At 65.6% G+C, this 24,481-nt stretch carries 20 protein-coding genes and 4 tRNA genes; 15 read left to right on the top strand and 9 right to left on the bottom strand.

Features of this window, described 5'->3' with window-relative positions; all coding sequences use genetic code 11:
• Positions 1–9 precede the first annotated feature (9 nt).
• From AC07O3_RS09830 to hemH, 3 genes are read right to left on the bottom strand one after another with little or no spacing between them, the layout of a single operon-like run.
• The gene (locus AC07O3_RS09830) at positions 10–1,110 is read right to left on the bottom strand and encodes a hypothetical protein (RefSeq protein ID WP_495339189.1); all 1,101 of its coding nucleotides are present in this window, start codon (positions 1,108–1,110) and stop codon (positions 10–12) included.
• On the bottom strand, positions 1,107–1,955 hold the full coding sequence (locus AC07O3_RS09825; RefSeq protein WP_495339188.1) for a class I SAM-dependent methyltransferase: 849 nt from the start codon (positions 1,953–1,955) through the stop codon (positions 1,107–1,109). The genes AC07O3_RS09830 and AC07O3_RS09825 overlap by 4 nt, the downstream gene beginning before the upstream one ends.
• A complete protein-coding gene (hemH, locus tag AC07O3_RS09820; protein ID WP_495339187.1) occupies positions 1,952–2,998 on the bottom strand; it encodes a ferrochelatase in 1,047 nt (348 codons plus the stop codon). The genes AC07O3_RS09825 and hemH overlap by 4 nt, the downstream gene beginning before the upstream one ends.
• Positions 2,999–3,013: 15 nt before the next feature.
• On the opposite strand from hemH, the gene AC07O3_RS09815 reads away from it, so the two are divergent.
• Positions 3,014–3,745: an HAD family hydrolase gene (locus tag AC07O3_RS09815; RefSeq protein WP_307615209.1), complete on the top strand. Its 732-nt coding sequence runs from the start codon at positions 3,014–3,016 to the stop codon at positions 3,743–3,745.
• A 4-nt stretch (positions 3,746–3,749) separates the two neighbouring features.
• Here the strand turns inward: AC07O3_RS09815 and AC07O3_RS09810 are convergent, their stop codons facing one another.
• Positions 3,750–4,055, bottom strand: a complete 306-nt coding sequence (locus AC07O3_RS09810; protein WP_093056443.1) for an NIPSNAP family protein — start codon at positions 4,053–4,055, stop codon at positions 3,750–3,752.
• 128 nt (positions 4,056–4,183) lie between these two features.
• Between AC07O3_RS09810 and AC07O3_RS09805 the strand changes: the two genes are divergently transcribed.
• Positions 4,184–4,825, top strand: coding sequence for a LysE family translocator (locus AC07O3_RS09805; protein ID WP_307615208.1), 642 nt, complete (start codon positions 4,184–4,186; stop codon positions 4,823–4,825).
• Positions 4,826–4,840: 15 nt separating this feature from the next.
• On the opposite strand, the gene AC07O3_RS09800 is transcribed toward AC07O3_RS09805, so the two are convergent.
• The 4 genes from AC07O3_RS09800 to hpnC are packed head-to-tail and all read right to left on the bottom strand — an operon-like array spanning position 4,841 to position 8,161.
• Positions 4,841–5,149, bottom strand: a complete 309-nt coding sequence (locus AC07O3_RS09800; RefSeq protein ID WP_093056445.1) for a hypothetical protein — start codon at positions 5,147–5,149, stop codon at positions 4,841–4,843.
• A complete protein-coding gene (hpnE, locus tag AC07O3_RS09795) occupies positions 5,146–6,408 on the bottom strand; it encodes a hydroxysqualene dehydroxylase HpnE (protein WP_495339186.1) in 1,263 nt (420 codons plus the stop codon). Before hpnE ends, AC07O3_RS09800 begins: the two co-directional genes overlap by 4 nt.
• Before the next feature lie 2 nt (positions 6,409–6,410).
• Positions 6,411–7,250 (bottom strand): presqualene diphosphate synthase HpnD, encoded by an 840-nt coding sequence (gene hpnD / locus AC07O3_RS09790; protein WP_440531718.1) that lies wholly within the window; start codon positions 7,248–7,250, stop codon positions 6,411–6,413.
• On the bottom strand, positions 7,247–8,161 hold the full coding sequence (gene hpnC, locus AC07O3_RS09785) for a squalene synthase HpnC (protein WP_495339185.1): 915 nt from the start codon (positions 8,159–8,161) through the stop codon (positions 7,247–7,249). Before hpnC ends, hpnD begins: the two co-directional genes overlap by 4 nt.
• Positions 8,162–8,311: 150 nt before the next feature.
• Between hpnC and AC07O3_RS09780 the strand changes: the two genes are divergently transcribed.
• The 4 genes from AC07O3_RS09780 (at position 8,312) to AC07O3_RS09765 (ending at position 14,792) form a co-directional block, all read left to right on the top strand.
• On the top strand, positions 8,312–10,156 hold the full coding sequence (locus tag AC07O3_RS09780) for a potassium transporter Kup (protein WP_093073747.1): 1,845 nt from the start codon (positions 8,312–8,314) through the stop codon (positions 10,154–10,156).
• Between the two features lie 93 nt (positions 10,157–10,249).
• Entirely contained in the window at positions 10,250–11,449 is a 1,200-nt protein-coding gene (locus AC07O3_RS09775) for an efflux RND transporter periplasmic adaptor subunit (RefSeq protein WP_495339184.1), read from the top strand.
• On the top strand, positions 11,446–14,604 hold the full coding sequence (locus tag AC07O3_RS09770; RefSeq protein WP_307615203.1) for an efflux RND transporter permease subunit: 3,159 nt from the start codon (positions 11,446–11,448) through the stop codon (positions 14,602–14,604). The genes AC07O3_RS09775 and AC07O3_RS09770 overlap by 4 nt, the downstream gene beginning before the upstream one ends.
• A gap of 101 nt (positions 14,605–14,705) precedes the next feature.
• Positions 14,706–14,792: transfer RNA gene (locus AC07O3_RS09765), tRNA-Leu, on the top strand.
• 78 nt (positions 14,793–14,870) lie between these two features.
• On the opposite strand, the gene AC07O3_RS09760 is transcribed toward AC07O3_RS09765, so the two are convergent.
• Entirely contained in the window at positions 14,871–15,887 is a 1,017-nt protein-coding gene (locus tag AC07O3_RS09760; protein ID WP_495339183.1) for a tetratricopeptide repeat protein, read from the bottom strand.
• A 245-nt stretch (positions 15,888–16,132) separates the two neighbouring features.
• Between AC07O3_RS09760 and tig the strand changes: the two genes are divergently transcribed.
• The 9 genes from tig (at position 16,133) to AC07O3_RS09715 (ending at position 24,479) form a co-directional block, all read left to right on the top strand.
• Positions 16,133–17,449, top strand: coding sequence for a trigger factor (gene tig / locus AC07O3_RS09755; protein WP_093056453.1), 1,317 nt, complete (start codon positions 16,133–16,135; stop codon positions 17,447–17,449).
• A gap of 116 nt (positions 17,450–17,565) precedes the next feature.
• A complete protein-coding gene (clpP, locus tag AC07O3_RS09750) occupies positions 17,566–18,174 on the top strand; it encodes an ATP-dependent Clp endopeptidase proteolytic subunit ClpP (RefSeq protein WP_093056454.1) in 609 nt (202 codons plus the stop codon).
• A gap of 110 nt (positions 18,175–18,284) precedes the next feature.
• Positions 18,285–19,550 (top strand): ATP-dependent Clp protease ATP-binding subunit ClpX, encoded by a 1,266-nt coding sequence (gene clpX / locus AC07O3_RS09745; RefSeq protein WP_007829783.1) that lies wholly within the window; start codon positions 18,285–18,287, stop codon positions 19,548–19,550.
• 23 nt (positions 19,551–19,573) lie between these two features.
• Positions 19,574–22,015 (top strand): endopeptidase La, encoded by a 2,442-nt coding sequence (gene lon / locus AC07O3_RS09740; protein ID WP_093056455.1) that lies wholly within the window; start codon positions 19,574–19,576, stop codon positions 22,013–22,015.
• Positions 22,016–22,076: 61 nt separating this feature from the next.
• Positions 22,077–22,152 (top strand) — tRNA-Gly (locus AC07O3_RS09735).
• A 63-nt stretch (positions 22,153–22,215) separates the two neighbouring features.
• A tRNA-Cys gene (locus AC07O3_RS09730) sits at positions 22,216–22,289 on the top strand.
• Between the two features lie 100 nt (positions 22,290–22,389).
• A tRNA-Leu gene (locus AC07O3_RS09725) sits at positions 22,390–22,481 on the top strand.
• Positions 22,482–22,501: 20 nt separating this feature from the next.
• The gene (locus AC07O3_RS09720; protein WP_093056456.1) at positions 22,502–23,143 is read left to right on the top strand and encodes a DUF6806 family protein; all 642 of its coding nucleotides are present in this window, start codon (positions 22,502–22,504) and stop codon (positions 23,141–23,143) included.
• A 34-nt stretch (positions 23,144–23,177) separates the two neighbouring features.
• The gene (locus tag AC07O3_RS09715; RefSeq protein ID WP_495339182.1) at positions 23,178–24,479 is read left to right on the top strand and encodes an MFS transporter; all 1,302 of its coding nucleotides are present in this window, start codon (positions 23,178–23,180) and stop codon (positions 24,477–24,479) included.
• Positions 24,480–24,481 lie beyond the last annotated feature (2 nt).

Raw genomic sequence — 24,481 nt, 5'->3', positions numbered from 1 at the left:
GCTACGGGGCTAATTCGGCGATTCGACGATGCGTCGTACCGCCGCCTTGCCCGCGGGCGTGAGCACCGGGCCGAGGTCGGCGTAGGGCACTTCGATCTCGATCGCGCAGCCGTTGCCGAAGTCGGGCTGCGCGAAGCGCATGCCCTTGGCTTCCAGAGTCAGGTCGTAATGGGCGTCTTGCCTGTAGTTGAACTCGCAGTTCTCTTCGGCCTTCGACGGATCGATGCCGGCGTGGCGGAACAGGAAGCGGCGCAGTTTCGGCGTCATGGAGCCGCCGCTGGTGGCGATGGGGCCCGGCCCGGGAGCGTTCGGCGACGGCTGGCGAGAGGCGAACCATGTCCACAGGTCGACCTGCTTGCCCGTCTGCAGGTCCCAGGTGCGATAGAACCACGAGATGCCGGCACGGCCCGTGCCGGCCGTCCAGGTGTAGTTGCGGATGCTCAGCCACTGCGAGGTCCAGTAGGACGGATCGGCGGTGTTCTCGTCTTCCGCCGGCACGCCGACCCGTCCGAGGAACTCGCGGCGCTTGTCGAAGTACTCCTTGATCGTGTCTTTGCTGGTGTCGAAGTCGCGGCGCAGCTCGCGGTTGATGGCCGCCAGCGTGGGCTCGGGGCCGGAGAGTTCGATGGTTTCCTGCCCTGCGAAGCGCAGGCGGCGAAAGCTGCGGCCGGCCGCGAATTCCTCTTTCTTCCCGGTCTCGATCTTCGGCGGTGCTTCGAGCAGGCCTGCATAGCCGTCGCTCGCGCAGGCCTTGTCGCCGCCCGTGGCATCGGACAGGTTCAACTGGATGGGCAGCGTCACAGGCGTGCCCTTCACGTTCTTCCAGGTGCCGGTGAGCGTCGTGCCTTTGCCCGGGCCGAGCGCCCACAGGCCGGTCTCGCCGCCTTCGTGCCAGAAGCTGTCCTTCTCGGAGCGGCCCAGCGCGATGGCCTTTCTGTATTGCTTGTAGAAGTAGCTGCCGCTCGGATATTCGGCGTTGAAGCAGGCCACGATGGCCTTGGTGCCGAGCGTGCCTTCCCACACGCCCTTGGGCACTTCGACGGTTCCAGTCGCGCTGGCCAGGAGGGGCGCCAGCAGAAAAAGGCTACCGAGGGTGCGAAAGACTTTCATGGCTTGCGTGCGGAGATCGAATACATGAGCGGAATGCGCGGCATGCCCTCGGGCGGCGCCATGCGGCGCCCACCGATGTCGCGCATGCCTTCGAAGGGCTTCCAGCCGTTGGCGTACGGGTACTCGTCGAGCCGCTCGATGACGAGACCGGCCAGCGACAGCGCGGTCGTCACCTGGCCCACGCCCCATGTGAACTCGAAGCTCGGATGCGGGTTGCTGAAGTTCTCCACGCCGCGCTCGTAGCCCTCGCGCACGAGGCCGTCGCCGGACTCGGCCACGTAGTCGCCCACGCCTTCCTCGGGCACGGGAGCTTCGTTGAAGTAGTCGTAGTGGAACTTCCAGGCGGGGTCGAACACGAGTGCGAAAGGATGGAACTCGATGAAGACGAAGCGGCCACCGGGCTTGAGCAGCTGCGCCACGCCGCGCGCCCAGGCGCCGATGTCGGAGAGCCAGCACAGCGTGCCGTACGAGCAGAACACGATGTCGAAGCGCTCGCCGCGCGCCTGCGCATCGCGAAAGTAGTCGTAGACATCCGAGCGCACGAAGCGCGCCGCGATGCCCGATTGCTGCGACAGCCGCGTCGCGAAGTCGATGGCCTCGTCGGAGATGTCCACGCCCGTCACTTCGGCACCCAGGCGCGCGATGCTCAGGCTGTCCTGCCCGGCATTGCACTGCAGGTGCAGCACCGACAGGCCCGTCACGTCGCCGAGCAGGCCGGCTTCCTCGGGAAAGAGGGTGGAGCCGCCCTTGCGGAAGAAGGCGGCCTGGTCGCCCTTGTGGCTGTTGTGCGCGACAGTGGCCGCGTTCCACGAGAGCCGGTTGGCTTCGTGCAGGTCCTGCTTCATGGAGTGGTGCTTGTTCTTTGCGTGGGCCAGCCTGCCAGATTGCGTTCGGCGATGCCCGCGAGCGCGGTGATCCATGCCGGGCTGTCGTTGAGGCAGGGGATGTAGCTGAAGGCCTTGCCACCCGCGTGCATGAAGGCTTCGCGGCCTTCCATGGCGATTTCTTCGAGCGTTTCGAGGCAGTCGGCCGGAAAGCCCGGGCACACCACATCGACGCGCTTCACGCCGGAGGCGCCGAGTTCGCGCAGCGTCGGTTCGGTGTAGGGCTCCAGCCACTTGGCGCGGCCGAAGCGAGACTGGAAGGTCACGCGGTACTGGGCTGTGGAAAGGCCGAGCCGAGCGGCTAGCAGGCGCGCGGTTTCGAGGCACTGTGCCTGGTACGGATCGCCCAGCGCGATGTTGCGCGCGGGAATGCCGTGGAAGCTCATCAGCAGCACGTCACCGCGGCCTTCGGTCTTCCAGTGGCGCTCGATGCCTTGAGCCAGCGCATCGATGTAGGCGGGGTCGTCGTGGTAGTCGTTGACGAAGCGGAACTCCGGCACGCGGCGTTGCTTGCGGCTCCAGTCGTTCACGGCATCGATCACGCTCGCTGTGGTGGTCGCCGAGTACTGCGGGTAGGCCTGCAGCACCAGCACGCGCGTGGCGCCTTCGGCCTGCAGCGCGTCGAGCCGGGAGGCGATGGAGGGGCTGGCGTAGCGCATCGCGTCGCGCACCGTCACGCGATGGCCGCGCTCGCCGAGCCAGCCGGCCAGCAGCGTGGCCTGCTTCTGTGTCCACACCTTGAGCGGCGAGCCTTCGGGCATCCAGATGCTCGCGTACTTGGCGGCAGATTTTGCCGGCCGCGTGCGCAGGATGATGCCGTGCAGGATCAATGCCCAGATTGCCCTGGGGATCTCGACCACGCGCGGGTCGCCCAGGAAGTCGGCGAGATAGGGGCGAACGGCGGCGGCGGTGGGGGCGTCGGGTGAGCCCAGGTTGCACCAGAGCACGGCGGTGCGCGGGGTGTGCGGGGTACTTGGAGGGGCGGTCTCATGGCTTGGAGGCATGCGATATTCTCGGGCATGACTTCCGCTCCCACGGCCTCCGCAAGCGCCGCGCCTCTCGATCTCAAGCGCATCTCGGCGATCTCTCTCGACCTCGACGACACCCTGTGGCCGATCTGGCCGACCATCGAACGCGCCGAGGCCGTGCTGCATGAATGGCTGTTGCGCGAAGCGCCGAAGACGGCCTCGCTGCTCATGACGCCGGGCATCCTGCGCGAACTGCGTGAAGCCACGGCCAAGGAGCGTTCAGACCTCGCGCACGACCTGAGCGCGCTGCGACGCGAGTCGATTCGCACCGCGCTCACGCGAGCGGGAGAAGACCCGGCGCTGGCCGAGCCGGCCTTCGATGCCTTCTTCGCAGAGCGCCAGCGCGTGACGCTGTATGACGACGCGCTGCCCGCGCTCAAGTGGCTCAGCGAGCGCTATCCGCTGGTCGCGATCTCGAATGGCAATGCCGATGTGCACAAGACCGGCGTCGGCCGCTGGTTCCGCACGGCCTTCAATGCGCGCGCCTTCGGCAGCGGCAAGCCGCACGCGCCGATCTTCCGCGCTGCCGCAGCTTCGGTCGGCCTGCTGCCGAAGGACGTGCTGCACGTGGGCGACGATGCCGAGCTGGACGTGGTCGGCGCGCTCAACGCCGGCATGCAGGCGGCCTGGCTGGTGCGCGACGAGCGGCCGTGGGTGCATGGCGCACGGCCACAGCTGATCGTGCCGAACCTGCACGCGCTGTGCATGGCGCTGGGCGCCTGAGGCGCTATTTGAAGACGGGGCGGAAGAAGCTGCGCTCGTAGCTGAGGATGCAGCGGGTTTCTTCCGCGTACTTGAACGCGGCCTGGCACTCCGGGTCTTGCATCGAATCGGCGCGGTACTTTTCGTAGGCGGCCAGGCTGGGAAACGTGAACATTGCCAGCGCCACGTCGTTCGCGCCCTCCGACGGCAAAAAGTAGCCATGGTGTTGGCCGCCGAACTTCTCGACCAGCGGGATCCAGAGCTTGCCGTAGTGCTCGAATTCCTTGAGCTTGTAGGGATCGACGATGTAGCGCAAGTAGCAGGTGACCATGGGTGTCTGTTCCGTGAGGTGGGCTGATGAGGGGTATTGGCGCAGCGTCTGCAGCGATTCGCCGGGCTGACTATAGTTTCCCGTCTGTCTCAACGTCTTGCGGCCTCGCGCCGGGCAGGAACTCCAAAGTGCATTTCTCCAACTGGCTCATCTTCTGCGGCGTCACGCTGCTTGTCGCTTTCACGCCTGGACCGGCGGTGCTGCTCGCGGTCTCAAATTCGATGAGCGTGGGCCCGCGACGCGCAATGATCAGTTCGCTTGGCAATGCAATGGGCCTGTTCATGGTGTCGGCCGCTGCGATGGCCGGGCTGGGCGTGGTGCTCTCGACCTCGGCTCATGCCTTCATGATGCTGAAGCTGGCCGGCGCGGCCTACCTGATCTACCTGGGCATCAAGCAATGGCGCAGCCAGGGCAGCGTGTTCGCCGACCTGCAGGGCTCGTCGGCAGCGGCCTCGCCGCGTTCGAGCTGGCGCTTGTTCGGGCATGGCCTGACGGTGGCGCTGACCAATCCCAAGGGCATTCTTTTCTTCTCGGCGCTGTTCCCGCAGTTCCTCACGCAGGACGCGCCGCTCGCCATGCAGTTCGCGGTGCTGACGACCACCTTTGCGGCTGCCTCGGTGCTGTCGCATGCGTTCTACGTGCTGTTGGCGCGTCTGCTGCGCAAGCAGCTGTCGGACCCGCGTCGCACGCGGCTGTTCAACAAGCTGTCGGGTGGCGCGTTCGTGTTGCTGGGGTTGAGCCTGCTGCGCTTGCCCAACAAGACGGCCTGATTCTTTTCTTCTTGCTCAGTCGAGCGCGAACTGCTCGCGCAGTGCCGCGCAGAAATCGGCTGTGCCACTGAGCGAGAGGGTGTGCGTGACGAAGCGCGCGTCTTCTTCCTGCATCTGCTGCAGGTCGTAGTCCCACATTGCGCCTTCTTCAAGCGCGCCGCGGGCATCGGGGAAGGTGGCTTCGGCCCAGGCGAGCACTTGCGCGATTTCGGCCTGCACCTCGGGCGTCTTGTCGGGCGTGGTGGATGCCATCGCATCGAAGGTGCCGTGGCCTTCGGTATCTTCGCTGTAGTCGAAATCGAGATAGCGCAGTTCGGTCGTCATGAGGTCGCCAATGCTTTCGCGGCTGCCAGTCCGCTGAGTACCGCGCCTTCGAGCGTGGCCGGGTAGGGGCCTTCGATGTAGTCGCCGCAGGCCTGCAGGCCGGGGGCGATGGCCGAAGCGGGTCTCGAAAGTGCGGGCGTGCAGGCGAAGGTGGCGCGCTTCTCTACCACTGTCTGCACGAGCTGCAGGTTTGTCTGGCCCAACTGTGCGGCCGCTTGAGCGACTACCTGTTCTTCCAGCACCTCGCGCGGTGTTTCATTGGCGCTCACGACCATCGCGAGCACGCCTTGCAGGCCGGTGAGCTGGCCGCGGTCGAACGCGAATTGCGCCGGTGCCGTGGCCGGGTTGCTGCGCAGCGCGAGCATCGGTTCTGCAAGTGGTGAGGCGCCGCGCACGTAGATGGTGGCGATGGCTTCGAAGCGCAGGGCTTCAGTGGTGTCGCACCAGGCATCCGCTTGCAGGCCAGACGCACGGACGAGCCGGGCGGCGTCCCACGGCGCGCAGGCCAGCACGACCTGGTCGAAGACTTCATCGTCGACGCGCCATTGCGCGCCGCCGGGGGCGATGGCGCGCACGCGGGCACCGATGCGCGTCACGGCACCGTGCTGCGCCAGCCATCGGATCGCCGCGTCGGGAAGCAGTGCGCCCAGGTCAGCACGCGGCAGCAGAAGGTCGGCGCCGCCGCTGCCGCTGAAGAGGGCGTCTTTGAGCACGCGCAGAAACACTTCACCGCTCGACTGCGCCACGGGCGTGTTGAGGGCCGAGACGCACAGCGGCTCGATCAGCTCCTGCATCACGCGGGGCGTGAGGCCGGTGCACAGGTCGGCGACAGTGGTGCTTGCGGCGCAGCGAAAGCCCGCGAGCCGCCAACCGATCGCCGTGCGCAGCAGCGAAGACTTGTCGCGCCACGTCCAGCCGCGAGCCGCGAAGATGCCGGCCAGCAGGTCGAGCGGTGCGGGCAGGCGCGGCAGCTTGAGCCCGCCACCATCGGCGAAGCGCAGCGAGAGCGGCAGGCGCAGCAGCGCGCTGTCGACATCGACGCCGACATCGCGCATGAGCTTCAGCGTGGCGGTGTACGCGCCGATCAGGATGTGCTGCCCGTTGTCGAGCGCCAGCCCGTGCATGTTGTCGACCCGCCGCGCGCGGCCGCCCGGCATGTGCGCCGCTTCGAACAGCGTGACGGCGTGACCGAGACGCGTGGCCTCGACTGCGCAGGCGAGGCCGGCCCAACCGGCACCGATGACAGCTGTCTTCTTCAAGACTAGATGCGCCCGAGCGCCTGGACCTTCCACGCCAGCCAGAACTTGCGCACCGGCGTCAGGCTCACCCGCTGGTTCAGCACCTGGAAGTCGTCGCGCTCGATCTCGCGCAGCAGCGTGCGATAGATGCTGGCCATCATCAGGCCCGGCTTCTGCGTGCGGCGGTCGGCGAGCGGGAGCAGGGCGAGCGCTTCGTCATACGCCACGTGCGCGCGCGCGGCCTGGAACTTCATCAGCGTGACGAAGCGCTCGGAGTGCACGCGGTTCAGGATCTCGTGCGCCTTCACGTCGAACTTCTGCAGTTCGTTCACCGGCAGGTAGATGCGCCCGCGCAGGGCGTCTTCGCCGACGTCGCGCAGGATGTTGGTGAGCTGCAGCGCCAGGCCCAGCTTGTGGGCGTAGGTGGTGGTTTTCGGGTCGGTCTGGCCGAAGATGCGCGCCGCGACTTCGCCGACCACGCCGGCCACCAGGTGGCAGTAGCGCGCGAGGCCGGGAAAGTCGAGGTAGCGGGTCTGGTCCAGGTCCATCTGGCAGCCGTCGATCACTTCGTGGAGCTGGCGCGCCTCGATGCCGTAGGCCGCGGTGTGCGGCATCAGCGCCTGCATGACCGGATGGCGCGGCGTGCCCGCGAACGACTGGGCTACCTCGGTGCGCCACCAGGCGAGCTTGGTAGCGGCCACGCCGGGGTCGGTGACCTCGTCGACCACGTCGTCGACCTCGCGGCAAAAGGCATAGAAGGCCGTGATCGCGGCGCGGCGCGGCTTGGGAAGGAACAGGAAGGCGTAATAGAAACTGCTGCCCGAGGCGGCGGCCTTGTCTTGCACGTATTGCTCGGGATTCATCGGGGAGGCGCTGCTTTCATGGGCCGCCATTGTCTCCGCATCCGCATGGCCTTCCAGAGCAGCACGGGCGCGTCGGTCTTGCCGATGGTGGGGCGCTGCGAGAAGGTGTCGAAGCCCAGGTCCTCGATCTTGTCGAGGATGCGCAGGCCGCCCTGCACGACGAGGCGCAGCTCCCAGCCGGCGCGGCCGGGCAGGCGGTGCACGAGAGGGGCACCTTCGTGCATGAGTTCGCGGGCCCAGTGCGATACGACTGCTATCAGATTGATAGCCTCCTGCGGCGGCGGGGCGTTCGAGAGCGGCGCAAAGACCTTGAAGTTTTCGCGCGTCATCTTGCGGCGGGCACAGTCGGTCAGCGGAAAGTAGAAGCGGTCGCGCGGCAGGTCGACGCTCGGGTCCTGCCAGAAGTTGATGAGCTGCAGTGCGCTGCAGATGGCGTCGCTCTGCGCCAGCGCCTCGGAGTCGTGCACGCCGTAGAGATGCAGCAACAGGCGGCCGACGGGGTTGGCGGAGCGGCGGCAGTAGTCGAGCAGTTCGGCGCGGTCGGCGTAGGTGCCGCGGTCGCGGGTCTTCTCGATGTCCTGCATGAAGGCGCTCAGCAGGTCGGCGAGCAGGTCTTCGGGCAAGCGGTACTGGGCGATGCTGTGGGCCAGCGGGCCGAATACGTGCGGCCAGCGCGACGACGGGAGCACTTCGCCCCGGGCGGCGGCGGCGAGTTCTTCACGGTAGGCGTGCAGCTCGGCCAAGCGCTCGCTGGGCGAGGCGGTGCCTTCGTCGGCAATGTCGTCGGCCGTGCGCGCGAAGTGGTAGATAGCCGCGATCGGCGGTCGCAGGTGCGGCGGGCACAGCCACGAGGCGACGGGGAAGTTTTCGTAGTGCGCAGGCGGCGCAGCGAGGTGGGGAGTGGCGGACACGCCACGATTGTCAGCGACGATGCAAAGCCCCGGCACTATGCTCGCAGCGTCGCCACTTTGAACTTCTGCTTCATGAAAGCATCCGCTTCGGCTTCCGGGCCCCAGGTTTCAGCGTACGGCGAGGCGGCGCATCCGAAGGGGCCCACGCTCATGATCGCGGCGCTGGGCGTTGTGTTCGGCGACATCGGCACCTCGCCCCTCTACGCCTTCAAGGAAACGATGAACCCCGAGCACGGCGTGCCGTTCTCGCCCGATTCGGTGCTGGGCCTGCTCTCGCTGATCTTCTGGGGGCTGATGTTCGTGGTCACGCTGAAGTACGTGGTGTTCGTGCTGCGCGCCGACCACGACGGCGAGGGCGGCATCCTGGCGTTGCAGGCGCTGGCGCGCAGCGCGGTTGCGGGGCCCAAGACCAAGCCGTGGGTGTGGAGCGTCATCGGCATGCTGGGCCTGGTTGGGGCGGCCATGTTCTACGGCGACAGCCTGATCACGCCAGCCATCTCGGTGCTGTCGGCAGTCGAGGGGCTGGAGGTGCAGGCGCCGGTGCTGCAGCGCGCGGTGATCCCGATCACGGTGGTGATCCTGGTTGCGCTCTTCATGGTGCAGAAGAAGGGCACGGGCGTGGTCGGCAAGATCTTCGGGCCGGTCATGCTGCTGTGGTTCGTTGTGCTGGCGGCAGCCGGCTTGTGGCAGGTGCTGCAGCAGCCGCAGGTGCTGGCGGCGCTGGACCCACGTCGCGCCCTCGGCTTTCTCGTCGAGCATCGGGCGCAGTCGCTGGCGGTGCTGGGCGCGGTGTTCCTGGCGTTCACGGGCGGCGAGGCGCTGTATGCCGACATGGGGCACTTCGGCGCCAAGCCGATTCGCCTGGCGTGGATGTTCATCGCACTGCCGGGGCTGGTGCTGAACTACTTCGGGCAGGGTGCGCTGGTGCTGGCGAACCCTGCGGCCATCGACAACCCGTTCTTCCGGCTCTTTCCCGCGTGGGGCGTGCTGCCGATGGTGGTGCTGGCCGCGATGGCGACGGTGATCGCCTCGCAGGCGGTGATCTCGGGCGCCTTCTCGCTCACGGCGCATGCAATGCGCATGGGCTACCTGCCGCGCATGCGGGTGATACAGACTTCGGGCACGGCCATCGGGCAGATCTACGTGCCGGCCGTCAACTGGCTGCTGATGGTGGGCGTGCTGCTGCTGGTGCTGGGCTTCCGCAGCTCTGGTGCGCTGTCGGCTGCGTACGGCATCGCGGTGTCGATCACGATGGTGACGACCACGCTGCTGGCAGGCATCGTGGCCTGGGGTCTGTGGCGCTGGAACAAGGTGGCGGTGGTGGTCGGCGTGGCGGCCTTCGCGGTGGTCGACCTGACTTTCGTGATTGCCAACAGCCTGAAGGTGGCCGAGGGCGGCTGGCTCACGCTGGCGGTGGCGGCCGTGGTGATGGTGGTCTTCACCACCTGGGCCAAGGGGCGCCGGCTGGGACTGGAGGCCGCAGCGGCCGAGAGCCTGCCGCTGCGGCCGTTCGTCGAATCGCTGGCGTTGCACATGCCGCACCGGGTGAGCGGCACGGCCGTGTTCCTGAACCCCGACGCCACTGCGGTGCCGCATGCGCTGCTGCACAACCTCAAGCACAACCAGGTGCTGCACGAGCAGGTGATCGTGCTGCGCGTGCTGCCCTGCGACACCCCGCGCGTCGATGCACGCATCCGCATCGAGGCCGAGCAGCTGATGGAAGGCATCTGGATGGTCACGGCGCGCCACGGCTTCATGGAGCGGCCCGACGTGCCCGAGTTCATCCGCATCCTGGCGTACCAGAAGACGTTGGCGATCGATTCGATGAAGACGTCCTACTTCGTCTCGCGCGCCTCGGTCGGCGAGGAAAACCTGCCGGGCATGAACCCGGTCCGGCGTGTGTTGTTCGGCTGGCTGCAGCGCAACGCGGGGCGGGCTTCGGACTACTTCGAGCTGCCTGACAACCGGCTTGTGGAGATGGGTCAACGCACCTAGTGACCGGCGGGTCATTGACAGTAGTTCACGTTTACCCTAAATTACTAACCAGTGGGTCAGTAATGATCCGGTTCGTCCTTTCCAGGGTGTTTCATGACCGCCTCCGCCGTCCTCTCGTCCCGTGTCCGCCGCGCCGCCTGGTTGCTGCTTCCCGCCATTTTTCTGGCCGGCTGTTCGCCGAAGCCTGCGGCCGAGGACCCCGTTCGCGCGGTCAAGTTCGTGACCGTCGGGGCGAGCGAATTCGATGCCCAGCCCGAGTTTTCTGCCGAGGTGCGCGCGCGTGTCGAATCGCGCCTTGGCTTCCGCGTGGCGGGCAAGATCACCAAGCGCCAGGCCGAACTCGGCCAGCACGTGCAGGCCGGCCAGGTGCTGGCACAGCTCGATCCGCAGGACTACCGCCTCGCCGCTGAAGCCGCACGAGCCCAGCAGGCCGCCGCGCTGACCAATCGCGACCTCGCGGCCGCCGATCTCAAGCGCTACGCCGAGCTGCGTGCGCAGAACTTCATCAGCGGCGCCGAACTGGAGCGCCGCGAGACCACCTGGAAGGCCGCGCAGGCCCAGCTCGAGCAGGCCCAGGCGCAGCTCGCCTCGCAGGGCAACCAGGCCAACTACACGACGCTGGTGGCCGACGTGGCCGGCATCATCACCGCCATCGAGGCAGAACCGGGCCAGGTGGTGCAGGCCGGCACGCCGGTCGTTCGCATTGCGCAGGACGGCGCGCGCGACGTGGTGTTCGCGGTGCCTGAAGACCGCGCCACGCTGATCAAGGCCGGCTCGCCCGTCACGGTACGTGGCTGGTCGGGCGGCAACGAACTGGAGGGCCAGGTGCGCGAAGTGGCAGCCAGCGCCGACGCGGTGACGCGCACCTACTCGGTCAAGGTCGCCATCGACGCGGCCACCTCGCCGCCGCTCGGCGCCACGGTCTATGCGCGTCCGCAGGCGCTCGCGCATGGCACCACCACGGTGATGAAATTGCCGACCAGCGCGCTGCGCCAGGAAGGCAAGGGCTCGGCCGTATGGGTGCTCGACAAGTCGACCATGACGGTGCGTTCGCAGACCGTGCAGGTGGCCACGGCCGACGGCAATGAGGCTGTGATCGCCGGCGGTATTGCGCCCGGCATGATGGTCGTGGCCGCTGGCGTGCACGTGCTGTCGCCGGGGCAGAAGGTCACCATCTACCAGTCCAAGGAGGCGGCAGCGGCCGCCGCCAATGCCGGTGCGAAGGAATCGGCGCAGCCCGTCGCGGCTGTCGCTGCGACGAACAAGGAGATCGCAGCGGGTGCCGGCAAATGAGCGGCGGCGCAGCGACTCCCACTGAAAAGCCCGCCGGCTTCAACCTCTCCAAATGGGCGCTGGACCACGCGCCCCTCACGCGCTACCTGATGGTGGTGCTGATGGTGCTGGGTGCCTTCGCGTACTTCCAGCTCGGCCAGGACGAAGATCCGCCCTTCACCTTCCGCGCGATGGTGGTGCGCACCTACTGGCCCGGCGCCACCGCGCAGCAGGTGGCCGAGCAGGTCACCGACAAGCTCGAGCGCACGCTGCAGGAAGCGCCGTACGCCGACAAGATCCGCAGCTACTCGAAGCCGGGTGAGTCGCAGATCATCTTCAACATCAAGGACTCGTCGAAGTCCACCGAGGTCGCGAACGTCTGGTACACGGTGCGCAAGAAGATCGGCGATATGCGCGCCACCTTGCCCGCCGGCGTGCAGGGGCCGTTCTTCAATGACGATTTCGGCGATGTCTACGGCGTGATCTACGCGCTGGAGAGCGACGGGTTCAGCTACGCCGAGCTCAAGACGCTGGCCGACGACGTGCGCCAGCAGCTGCTGCGCGTGAAGGACGTGGCCAAGGTCGACCAGTTCGGCGTGCAGGACGAGAAGGTCTACATCGAGATCTCGCAGAAGCGCCTGGCGCAGCTGGGGCTCGACTTCAACGCGGTGCTGGCGCAGCTCGGTTCGCAGAACGCGATCGAGAGCGCGGGCACGATCCAGTCGCCGCAGGACGTGGTGCAGGTGCGCGTCGCGGGCCAGTTCACCAGCGTCGACCAGCTGCGCGAGATGCCCATCCGCGGCAGCTCGGGCAACCAGATCAAGCTCGGCGACATTGCGGACATCCACCGCGGCTACATCGATCCGCCGTCGGTCAAGATGCACCACCAGGGCAAGGAAGTGATTGGCCTGGGCGTGTCGATGGCCAAGGGCGGCGACATCATCGCGCTGGGCAAGGCGCTGAAGGCCACCACCGCGACCATCGACCAGCGCCTGCCGGCCGGCGTCAAGCTGGCGCAGGTGCAAGACCAGCCGGTGTCGGTGGCGAGTTCGGTCAACGAATTCGTCGGCGTGCTGATCGAGGCCGTGGCCATCGTGCTGGCCGTGAGCATCATCTCGCTCGGCCTGCACAAGGGCGGGCGCTTCGGCTGGTACATCGACATGCGCCCGGGGCTGGTGGTGGCAATCACCATTCCGCTGGTGCTGGCCGTGACCTTCCTGGCGATGAACTACTTCGGCATCGGGCTGCACAAGATATCGCTGGGGTCGCTCATCATCGCGCTCGGGCTGCTGGTGGACGACGCCATCATCGCGGTCGAGATGATGGTGCGGAAGATGGAAGAGGGCTACGACAAGGTCCGCGCCGCCACCTTCGCCTACGACGTGACGGCCAAGCCGATGCTCACGGGCACGCTCATTACCGCGGCGGGTTTCCTGCCGATCGGCATCGCCAAGTCGGTGACGGGCGAGTACACCTTCGCGATCTTCGCGGTGACGGTGATCGCGCTGGTGCTGTCGTGGATCGTCTCGGTGTACTTCGTGCCGTACCTCGGCACGCTGCTGCTCAAGGTGAAGCCGCACGACCCCGATGCACCGCCGCACGAGTTGTTCGACACACCGTTCTACAACGTCTTCCGCCGCACGGTGAACTGGTGCGTGCAGCACCGCTGGATGACCATCGGCGCCACGGTGCTGATCTTTGCGCTCGGCATCGTCGGCATGGGCAAGGTGCAGCAGCAGTTCTTCCCCGATTCGAGCCGGCCCGAGATTCTGGTCGACCTCTGGTTTCCTGAAGGCACCTCCTTCGCCGCCAACGAAGAGGTGGCCAAGCGCGTCGAGCAGCGCGTGATGCAGGAGGCCGGCGTGAAGACGGTCAGCACCTGGATCGGCTCCGGCGTGCCGCGCTTCTACCTGCCGCTGGACCAGGTGTTCCCGCAGACCAACGTGTCGCAGCTGATCGTGCTCGCCAAGGACCTGAAGGTGCGCGAGACGCTGCGCATCAAGCTGCCGCTGGTACTGGCGCAGGAGTTTCCCGAGGTGCGCGGCCGCGTCAAGCTGCTGCCCAACGGGCCGCCGGTGCCGTACCCGGTGCAGTTCCGCGTGATCGGCCCCGACCCGGCGCTGCTGCGCGGCCATGCCGACGAAGTGAAGGCCGTGCTGCGCGACAACGCCAACATGCGCGGCGTGAACGACAACTGGAACGAGTCGGTGAAGGTGATTCGCCTCGAGATCGACCAGGCCAAGGCGCGCGCGCTCGGCGTGACGAGCCAGGCCATCGCGCAGGCCTCCAAGACCATGTTCAGCGGCACCACCGTGGGCCAGTACCGCGAGAACGACCTACTGATCGACATCGTGCTGCGCCAGGCGCCCGACGAGCGCCAGGCCATCTCGGACATCGGCAACGCCTACATCCCGACGACCTCGGGCCGTTCGATTCCGCTCACGCAGATCGCCAAGCCGGTGTTCACCTGGGAGCCGGGCGTGATGTGGCGCGAGAACCGCGACTACGCCATCACCGTGCAGGGCGACGTGGTCGAAGGTCTGCAGGGCGCGACCGTGACGGCGCAGCTGCTGCCGAAGCTGCGCGAGCTCGAAGCCGGCTGGGTGGCGGCCGGACAGGGCGGCTACCGCATCGAGGTGGCGGGCGCGGTGGAGGAGAGCAGCAAGGGCTCGGCCTCGATCGTGGCCGGCGTGCCGATCATGCTGTTCCTGGTGTTCACGCTGCTGATGCTGCAGTTGCACAGTTTCAGCCGCTCGCTGCTGGTGTTCATCACCGGGCCTATGGGCATTGCCGGTGTGGCTGGCGCGCTGCTGGTGCTGAACCGGCCCTTCGGCTTCGTGGCGCTGCTGGGCGTGATCGCGCTGATGGGCATGATCCAGCGCAATGCGGTGATCCTGATCGACCAGATCGAGCTCGACCGCGCGGCGGGCGTGCCGGCGTGGGACGCGATCGTGGAGTCGGCGGTGCGGCGGCTGCGGCCGATCGTGCTGACGGCCGCGGCGGCGGTGCTGGCGATGATCCCGCTGTCGCGCAGCGTGTTCTGGGGGCCGATGGCGGTGGCCATCATGGGCGGCCTGATCGTGGCTACGGTTCTGACGCTGCTGGCCTTGCCGGCAATGTATGCAGCGGCATTTCGTGTGAAGCGGGAGCCGAAAGAGGCGCCGATTAGCGTTTAAAATCGAAAGTTGACCGATTTCAAGCGGATGGTCTTTGGCCCATGGGCTTCCATGGTGCAAAGGGACCGTCCGCTTTTGCATTCACCTGAAAGATTGGCACTGCGCGGGTGGCGAAATTGGTAGACGCACCAGGTTTAGGTCCTGACGTTCGCAAGAACGTGCCGGTTCGAGTCCGGCCCCGCGCACCAGCCCTGCTATGTAGCCCGTCTATCGAGCAGTGAAAAAGCCCCGTTTCGCAAGGAACGGGGCTTTTTCTTTTCTGCCTTCTACCAATCGCTGCTGCTACTGCTGTCGCTGCTTCCGCTGTCACTGCTGCTGTCGGAACTGGAACTGCCACTGCTGCTCGAGTCGTCCCACGAGCTCGTGTCCTTGATGCCGAAGTCGTTGTCCACGAAGCTGCGGTCGGGTTGCTGCTCGGGCTCCGGGTCGGACGAGGGCCAGAGGCTGCGGCCCATGCTGGCGTTGCCGTGGCTGTCGCGGTGGTTGTTGAAGATGTTGACGGTGCTGCCCCTGTGGTCGTCGGAGCGGTCGTTCAGCAGGTGGCGCAGCACTTCGCCCGCGACCACCGCGCCGACACCTGCCACGGCCCCGGCCGCCAGCGCACCGCCGATGCCCGGGCCCTGGCTGGTTGCGGGAGCCGAGGCGGGGTACTCCCGGTCTTCGTCGGCCCTGCTATAGCCCATCGACGAATCGCTGGTGGGCCTGGAGAACCGTGGCGCGCCAGCGGCGGCAGGCGCATCAAAGGTGGTGGCGCGCCTGCGCCGCTGGAAGATGAGATAGGCGACGATGAAAAGGGCCACGATGCCGATCGGTGTCCAGGGGATTGGTCCGGATGACGACGCGTTGTCCGTCTTCTCGGGGGAAAGGGCGGTTGCGGCGACCGGGCTGGGCACGGGCGGCGGTGGCTCGGCCTTGATCTCGGCCGGCTTCTCGAGCTTGCGTTCGAGCTTGGCGACCGAGTCGGCCTTCGCGAACTTGAGGCCCGGTGACAGCTCCTTGGCCTGCGACAGTTCGTCCCTGGCGTCGTCGAGCTTGCCGTTCATCGCGAGGAGTTCGGCGTGAACGTAGTGGGCCTTCGCGCTGTTGGGATGGTTCTTCAGCACCTTCGCGATCATTGCGTCGGCTTCCGCCATCCTGCCGCCGTTCGCCGCTTCGTAGATCTGCTGGATGGTCGGCTCTTTCGTCGCCGGCGCGCCCGCGGTCTTGGCCAGCGCGGGCGAAGGCATGCCGAATACGAGGATCAGGGTGAAGGCGAGGGCGGCGAACAGTCGCTGTAGGGGCATGGGCATTCCTGTGGGCAATGGCGAATCGCAGCCACTGTAAAGGCGATGGAGGCGAAATCTCCGCGTGCAGACCCCCGGCCTGGCCAAAAGGGGTGTCTCCAGCCGATTAGAATCGCGGGTTGCCCAGTTTTGCGCGCGGCACGCGTGTGCCTCCGCTTAAATCCCGCTAGCGCGTGTAAGTCCTTGATCTGTATTGATAAAAAGATGCAGGCCCCGCGCACCAGCCCCCTCACAAGGAAGACATCATGACCGTGAACGTTGAAACTCTCGAGAAGCTCGAACGCAAGATCACGCTGACCCTGCCGGTCGGCACCATCCAGTCCGAAGTCGATTCGCGCCTCAAGAAGCTCGCGCGCACCGTCAAGATGGACGGCTTCCGTCCCGGCAAGGTGCCGATGAACGTCGTGGCCCAGCGCTATGGCTACTCGGTGCACTACGAAGTCATGAACGACAAGGTCGGCGAGGCCTTCTCGCAAGCCGCCAACGAAGCCAAGCTGCGCGTTGCCGGCCAGCCCCGCATCACTGAAAAAGAAGACGCACCCGAAGGCGAGCTGGCCTTCGACGCGGTCTTCGAAGTGTTCCCCGAAGTCAAGATCAACGACCTGTCGGGCGCCGAAGTCGAGAAGCTCTCGGCCGAAGTGGGCGACGACGCGATCGACAAGACGCTCGACATCCTGCGCAAGCAACGCCGCACCTTCGCCCAGCGCGCGCAAGACGCTGTTGCGCAAGACGACGACCGCGTGACCGTCGACTTCGAAGGCAAGATCGACGGCGAGCCCTTCCAGGGCGGCAAGGCCGAAGACTTCCAGTTCGTCGTCGGCGAAGGCCAGATGCTCAAGGAATTCGAAGACGCCGTGCGCGGCATGAAGGCCGGCGACAGCCGCACCTTCCCGCTGTCGTTCCCGGCCGACTACCACGGCAAGGACGTGGCCGGCAAGCAAGCCGACTTCATGGTCACCCTGAAGAAGATCGAAGCCTCGCACCTGCCCGAAGTCAACGAGCAGCTGGCCAAGTCGCTCGGCATCGCCGAAGCCACGGTCGAAGGCCTGCGTGCCGACATCAAGCGCAACCTCGAGCGCGAAGTGAAGTTCCGCCTGCTGGCCCGCAACAAGAACGCCGTGATGGACGCCCTGGTGGCCAATGCCGAGCTCGACCTGCCGAACGCCAGCGTGCAGTCGGAAGTCAATCGCATGGTCGAAGGCGCTCGTGCCGAGCTCAAGCAGCGCGGCATCAAGGACGCCGACAAGGCTCCGATCCCCGACGAAGTGTTCCGCCCGCAAGCCGAGCGCCGCGTGCGCCTGGGCCTCGTGGTGGCCGAGCTGGTGCGTGCCAACAACCTGCAGGCCAAGCCCGAGCAGATCAAGGCCCACATCGACGAGCTGGCCGCCAGCTACGAAAAGCCGGCCGACGTGGTGCGCTGGTACTTCAGCGACAACAACCGCCTGGCCGAAGTCGAAGCCGTTGTCATCGAGAACAACGTGACCGATTTCGTCCTGGGCAAGGCAAAGGTCAACGAAAAGTCGGTGTCGTTCGACGAACTGATGGCGCAACAGCAAGGCTGATTTCCGCCGTCGCCCGCTACGCCAATGGGGCTTGTGCTTTGCGGCACGAGCCCCATTTCACTCTGGCGTACAGTGCAAACAGCAGTGAACGATCCCATCTTCCGGAGAGAAAATTCATGATCGCAAACGAAATTCAAGGCCTCGGCATGGTTCCGATGGTCATCGAGCAGTCGGGCCGCGGCGAGCGGTCTTATGACATCTATTCGCGCCTCCTCAAGGAACGCATCATTTTCCTGGTGGGCGAGGTCAACGACCAGACGGCCAATCTCGTGGTGGCCCAGCTGCTGTTCCTCGAGAGCGAAAACCCGGACAAGGACATCTCGTTCTACATCAACTCCCCGGGCGGCAGCGTGAGCGCCGGCATGGCGATCTACGACACCATGCAGTTCATCAAGCCCGACGTGTCGACCATGTGCCTCGGTTTTGCGGCCAGCATGGGCGCCTTCCTGCTGGCGGCCGGCGAGAAGGGCAAGCGTTTCTCGCTGCCCAACTCGAAGATCATGATCCACCAGGTGCTGGGCGGCGCACGCGGCCAGGCGACCGACATCGAGATCCATGCGCGCGACATCCTGCGCACCAAGGACCAGATGAATCGCATCCTGGCCGAGCGCACCGGCCAGCCGCTGGAAAAGGTCAAGGCCGACACCGAGCGCGACTATTTCCTCACGGCTGACGAGGCCAAGGAATACGGTCTGGTGGACCAGGTCGTCGCCAAGCGCGGTTAAAGCTGCGGGGCGCCGGTGGCGCCAAATGGCAAAAAACGGCGTTTTCCACACGGGAAACGCCGTTTTTGTTTAGTTATCATTGTGCATACCCTGTCACGAGGCAAAAGTCCATGGCCGATAAAAAAGGCTCTTCCAGCGAAAAAACGCTTTATTGCTCGTTCTGCGGCAAGAGCCAGCACGAGGTCAAGAAGCTGATCGCGGGCCCTTCGGTCTTCATCTGCGACGAGTGCATCGACCTTTGCAACGAGATCATCCGCGACGAGCTCCCGGCGGGCGAAGAAGCGCGTGAAGCACGCAGCGATCTGCCGACTCCGCTGGAGATCAAGACCAACCTCGACAACTACGTGATCGGCCAGGAGCCGGCCAAGCGCATGCTGTCGGTGGCGGTCTACAACCACTACAAGCGCCTGCGCCACAAGGAAAAGGCCAAGGGCGACGATGTCGAGCTCAGCAAGAGCAACATCCTGCTGATCGGCCCCACGGGCTCGGGCAAGACGCTGCTGGCTCAAACGCTCGCGCGCATGCTCGACGTGCCTTTCGTGATGGCCGACGCCACCACGCTGACCGAAGCCGGCTACGTGGGCGAGGACGTCGAGAACATCATCCAGAAGCTGCTGCAGAGCTGCAACTACGAGGTCGAACGCGCCCAGCGCGGCATCGTCTACATCGACGAAATCGACAAGATCTCGCGCAAGTCCGACAACCCCTCGATCACCCGTGACGTGTCGGGCGAGGGCGTGCAGCAGGCTTTGCTGAAGCTCATCGAAGGCACGATGGCCAGCGTGCCGCCGCAAGGCGGGCGCAAGCACCCGAATCAAGACTTCCTGCAGATCGATACGACCAACATCCTGTTCATCTGCGGCGGCGCGTTCGCGGGCCTCGAGAAGGTGATCGAAAACCGCACCGAGGCCTCGGGCATTGGCTTCGGCGCCGCGGTCAAGAGCAAGGCCCAACGTAGCATCACCGAGGTGTTCCGCGAAGTCGAACCCGAAGACCTGATCAAGTTCGGCCTGATCCCCGAACTCGTGGGTCGCATGCCCGTGGTCGCATCGCTCGCGGAACTCAGCGAGGATGCGCTGGTCCAGATCCTGACCGAGCCCAAGAATGCCGTGGTGAAGCAGTTCACCAAGCTGCTGCAGATGGAAGGCGTGGACCTCGAGATTCGCCCTGCGGCGCTCAAGGCGATCGCTCGCAAGGCCCTGGCCCGCAAGACCGGTGCACGCGGTTTGCGCTCGATCCTTGAACAGTCGCTGATCGACACCATGTTCGAATTGCCGAACGCGACCAATGTCGACAAGGTGGTGGTCGAGGAATCGACCATCGACGAAAACAAGCCCCCGCTGCTCGTGTACCGCGAAGCGGCGAAAAAGGCCTAAAGCCAAAGACGCGAAGGATCTGCATGTCTGGCCATACCCCTCTGCCTCCCGAAGCCCTCGACCTGCCGCTGCTGCCGCTGCGCGACGTCGTGGTGTTTCCCCACATGGTGATCCCGCTCTTCGTGGGTCGCCCCAAGAGCATCAAGGCGCTCGAGCTGGCCATGGAGGCGGAGCGCCGCATCATGCTGGTGGCCCAGAAGGCCGCTGCCAAGGACGAGCCCTCGGTCGAGGACATGTTCGAGGTCGGCTGCGTCTCGACCATCCTGCAGATGCTCAAGTTGCCCGACGGCACGGTGAAGGTGCTGGTCGAAGGCCAGCAGCGCGCACGCGTGAACCGCATCGACGACGGCGAGACGCACTTCTCGGCCAACGTGACGCCCGTCGAGGCGCCCGAAGGCGGCGAGAAGGGTACCGAGGTCGAGGCGCTGCGCCGCGCGGTGATGCAGCAGTTCGACCAGTACGTCAAGCTGAACAAGAAGATTCCGCCCGAGATCCTGACTTCGATCTCGAGCATCGACGATCCGGGCCGCCTTGCGGACACCATCGCAGCGCACCTGCCGCTCAAGCTCGACAACAAGCAGGCCGTGCTCGACCTCGACGACGTCAAGGCGCGCCTGGAGAACCTGTTCGGGCAACTCGAGCGCGAAGTCGACATCCTCAACGTCGACAAGAAGATCCGTGGCCGCGTGAAGCGCCAGATGGAAAAGAACCAGCGCGACTTCTACCTCAACGAGCAGGTCAAGGCCATCCAGAAGGAGCTCGGCGAAGGCGAAGAGGGCGCGGACATCGAGGAGATCGAGAAGAAGATCAAGCTCGCGAAGATGTCGAAGGAAGGCCTGAAGAAGGCCGAGGGCGAGCTCAAGAAGCTCAAACTGATGTCGCCCATGTCGGCCGAAGCCACGGTGGTGCGCAACTACATCGACGTGCTCATCGGCCTGCCGTGGAGCAAGAAGACCAAGATCAAGCACGATCTGGCCAATGCCGAGGCCGTGCTCAATGCCGACCACTACGGCCTCGAGAAGGTCAAGGACCGCATCCTCGAATATCTCGCGGTGCAGCAACGCGTCGACAAGGTCAAGGCGCCGATCCTGTGCCTCGTGGGACCTCCGGGCGTGGGCAAGACTTCGCTGGGGCAGTCGATCGCCAAGGCGACCGGCCGCAAGTACACCCGCATGGCGCTGGGCGGCATGCGCGACGAAGCCGAGATCCGCGGCCACCGTCGCACCTATATCGGCGCACTGCCGGGCAAGGTGTTGCAGGGCCTGAGCAAGATCGGCACGCGCAATCCGCTGTTCCTGCTCGACGAAATCGACAAGCTGGGCACGGACTTCCGCGGCGACCCTTCGAGCGCGTTGCTCGAAGTGCTCGACCCCGAGCAGAACCACACCTTCGGCGACCACTACGTGGAAGTCGACTTCGACCTGAGCGACGTGATGTTCGTCGCCACCTCGAATTCGATGAACATTCCGCCGGCGCTGCTGGACCGCATGGAAGTCATCCGCCTCTCGGGCTACACCGAGGACGAGAAGACGCACATCGCGATCAAGTACCTGCTGCCGAAGCAGTTGAAGAACAACGGCGTCAAGGAAGAAGAACTCCTCGTCACCGAAGAGGCCGTGCGCGACATCGTGCGCTACTACACGCGTGAAGCGGGTGTGCGTTCGCTCGAGCGCGAACTGTCCAAGATCTGCCGCAAGGTGGTGAAGGGCCTGCTGCTCAAGCAGTTCACGCCCAAGGTCACGGTCGACGGCACGAATCTCAACGAGTTCCTTGGCGTGCGCAAGTACAGCTTCGGCCTCGCAGAGAAGCAGAATCAGGTCGGCCAGGTGGTTGGCCTCGCATGGACCGAAGTCGGCGGTGACCTGCTGACGATCGAAGCCGTGACCATGCCCGGCAAGGGCGTGATCAGCCGCACCGGTTCGCTGGGCGACGTGATGAAGGAATCGGTCGAGGCCGCGCGCACGGTGGTGCGCAGCCGCTCGCGCCGCCTGGGCATCAAGGACGAGGCGTTCGAGAAGCGCGACATCCACATCCACGTGCCCGATGGCGCTACGCCGAAGGACGGCCCGAGCGCGGGCGCGGCGATGACGACGGCCTTCGTGTCGGCGCTCACGGGCATTCCCGTGCGCAGCGACGTCGCGATGACCGGCGAGATCACGCTGCGCGGCGAGGTGACGGCCATCGGCGGCCTGAAGGAAAAGCTGCTGGCCGCGCTGCGCGGCGGCATCAAGACCGTGCTGATTCCGGAAGAGAACGCCAAGGACCTGCAGGAGATTCCCGAGAACGTGAAGAACGGCCTCGAGATCGTGCCTGTGAAGTGGATCGACAAGGTGCTCGAGATCGCTCTCGAGAAAATGCCCGAACCGCTGTCCGACGAAGAAGTGGCTGCATCCGCAGCTGCAGTGGCCGAACTGGCCAAGCAACGCGCAGGGGCGCCGGCTTCGGAAGGCTCGGTCAAGCACTGACCGGTTGATCGCAAAACTTGTGGAGCCTCGAAAAACTGGTATATAATTCGAGGCTCGAAACGCGGGAATAGCTCAGTTGGTAGAGCGCAACCTTGCCAAGGTTGAGGTCGAGAGTTCGAGACTCTTTTCCCGCTCCAGTTTTGAAAAAGGGAAGCAACAGCTTCCCTTTTTTTCGCTAGTTCGATTTCGTATTTCTGCGTGGCGCGATAGCAAAGCGGTTATGCAACGGATTGCAAATCCGTCTAGCCCGGTTCGACTCCGGGTCGCGCCTCCACTCTCTCGGTTCAACCAGATTCGACTCCGACTACCAAGCCCCGCCAACCCACGTTGCCGGGGCTTGTTTTGTTTGGGTTATCGTCGATGTTCAACCTGACGCCCGGATGGTGAAATTGGTAGACACATCGGACTTAAAATCCGCCGCTTCCTTAATCGGGGCATACGGGTTCGACCCCCGTTCCGGGTACCAAACTTACAAGGGAGCATTCGATGCCTCGCTACAACGCTCCATTTGAGATCCATGTGCACGGCGACGTGCCGCTGCGTTCGGACGTCACCTTCGACCAGATCCAGGAAGCGCTCAAGCCGCTCTGGAAGTACGCCGGCGCCAAGTCGCTGGCCGACGGTGCCACGAGCACCTACGAAGAAGAACCCGGCATCCGCTTCGAGCAGAAGGACCACACGCTGCAGATGTGCTGGACCGTGCCCGGCGACGAAGATTTCCGCCAGGCGCTCGACGAGATGTGCATGGGCCTGAACGAGCTCTCCGAACGCGGTGCGGCCATCGAGGTCACCTTCTACGACACCGACTTCGACGAGGAAGAGGGCGACCCCGAAGAAGAATCGCGCGACGACTTCCTGATGCTGTTCGTCGGCCCGAACCCGGCCGCGATCATGCAGGTGCAACGCGACCTGCTGGTGGAAGACGTCGTCAACCTCATGGAACGCCACTTCGACGGCGCCGAGCTGGGTGGCGTGGTCTCCGAGATCGACCGCCTCTTCAGCGATCGTTTCGACGCGCTGGTGAACTCGCTCGAAATCGGCAAGCGCCCGCGCGGCACCGGTGGACCGGGCAGCGGCGGCAGCGGCGGTGGCCATGGCGGCGGTCGCCGTCCGCGTCACCTGCACTAAGCAACCCCACGCCCCGGTCCAAGGCCAAGGCCGCATGGCCCTGTTTCCCGCCTCCGCGCTGCGCCCGGGCGTTCGCAAGCGCGAGGTGTTCGGTTGGGCGATGTACGACTTCGCCAACTCGGGCTACACCACGGTCGTCATCACGGCCGTGTTCGCCGCCTACTTCGTGGGTGGCATTGCCAAGGGCGCGCCGTGGGCCGCCTTCGCGTGGACAGCGGCGCTCAGTACCTCCTACGCAATCGTGATGCTCACGATGCCCGCCATCGGCGCCTGGGCCGACTTGCGCGCGGCCAAGAAGCGGGTGCTCGTTTTCGCGACCGTCGGCTGCGTCTTCGCGACAGCGGCGCTTGCCATCACGCCGGGTTTTTCGGGTGCATCCGGTGTCGCGCTGGCGATGGCGCTGGTGATCGTCTCCAACGCCTTCTATTCCTACGGCGAGTCCCTCACGGGTGCCTTCCTGCCCGAACTCGCCACAGCAGAGGGCATGGGCAAGGTCAGCGGATGGGGCTGGGCCTTCGGCTACGTCGGCGGCATGCTGGCGTTGGGCATCTGCCTGGCCTATGTGCTGTGGTCGCAATCGAAAGGTTTGCCGGCAGCGCATTTCGTGCCGGTGACTATGCTGATCACGGCAGTCATCTACGGTGGGGCCGCCTGCGTCACTTTCGTGTTGCTGCCCGAGCGCGCAAAGCCCCAGGCGGCCCGCGCGGAGCAGGGCGGTGCATGGCAGCAACTGCGCGCCACATACCGGCAGGCCCGTGCCTATCGCGACTTCATGTGGCTGCTTGCCTGCACGGTCTGCTACCAGGGCGGCGTGGCCGTGGCCATCACGCTTGCGGCGATCTACGCGGAGCAGGTGATCGGCTTCGTCGCGAGCGAAACCATGGTGCTGATCTTCGTGCTCAACATCGCGGCTGCGCTTGGCGCTTTCAGTTTCGGCTACATCCAGGACCGCATCGGCCACAAGGTCTCGCTGGCCTGCACGCTGGTCGCGTGGATCGCGGTCTGCGTGATCGCCGCGCTGGTGACGACCAAGGGCGGCTTCTGGTGGGCGGCCGCCATCGCAGGGCTCTCGATGGGATCGAGTCAATCGGCCGGTCGCGCCATGACGGGCTATCTGGCGCCGCCGCAGCAACTCGCAGAGTTCTTCGGGCTCTGGACCTTCGCGACACGGCTGGCGAGCATCGTCGGCCCCCTGAGCTTCGGCGCCATCACATGGATGACCGGCGGCAACCAGCGCATCGCGATCTTGTCGACCGCGGTGCTGTTTGTGGCGGGGCTGTTGCTGCTGCTGCCGATCGACATGCAGCGTGGCCGGCAAGCCGCGCTGCGTGCCTAGCC

It is taken from the genome of Variovorax sp. GW821-FHT09D05 (genome assembly GCF_059416325.1).
The sequence above is the reverse complement of the archived record's forward strand: the minus strand, read 5'-3'. Positions and strand labels throughout refer to the sequence as shown.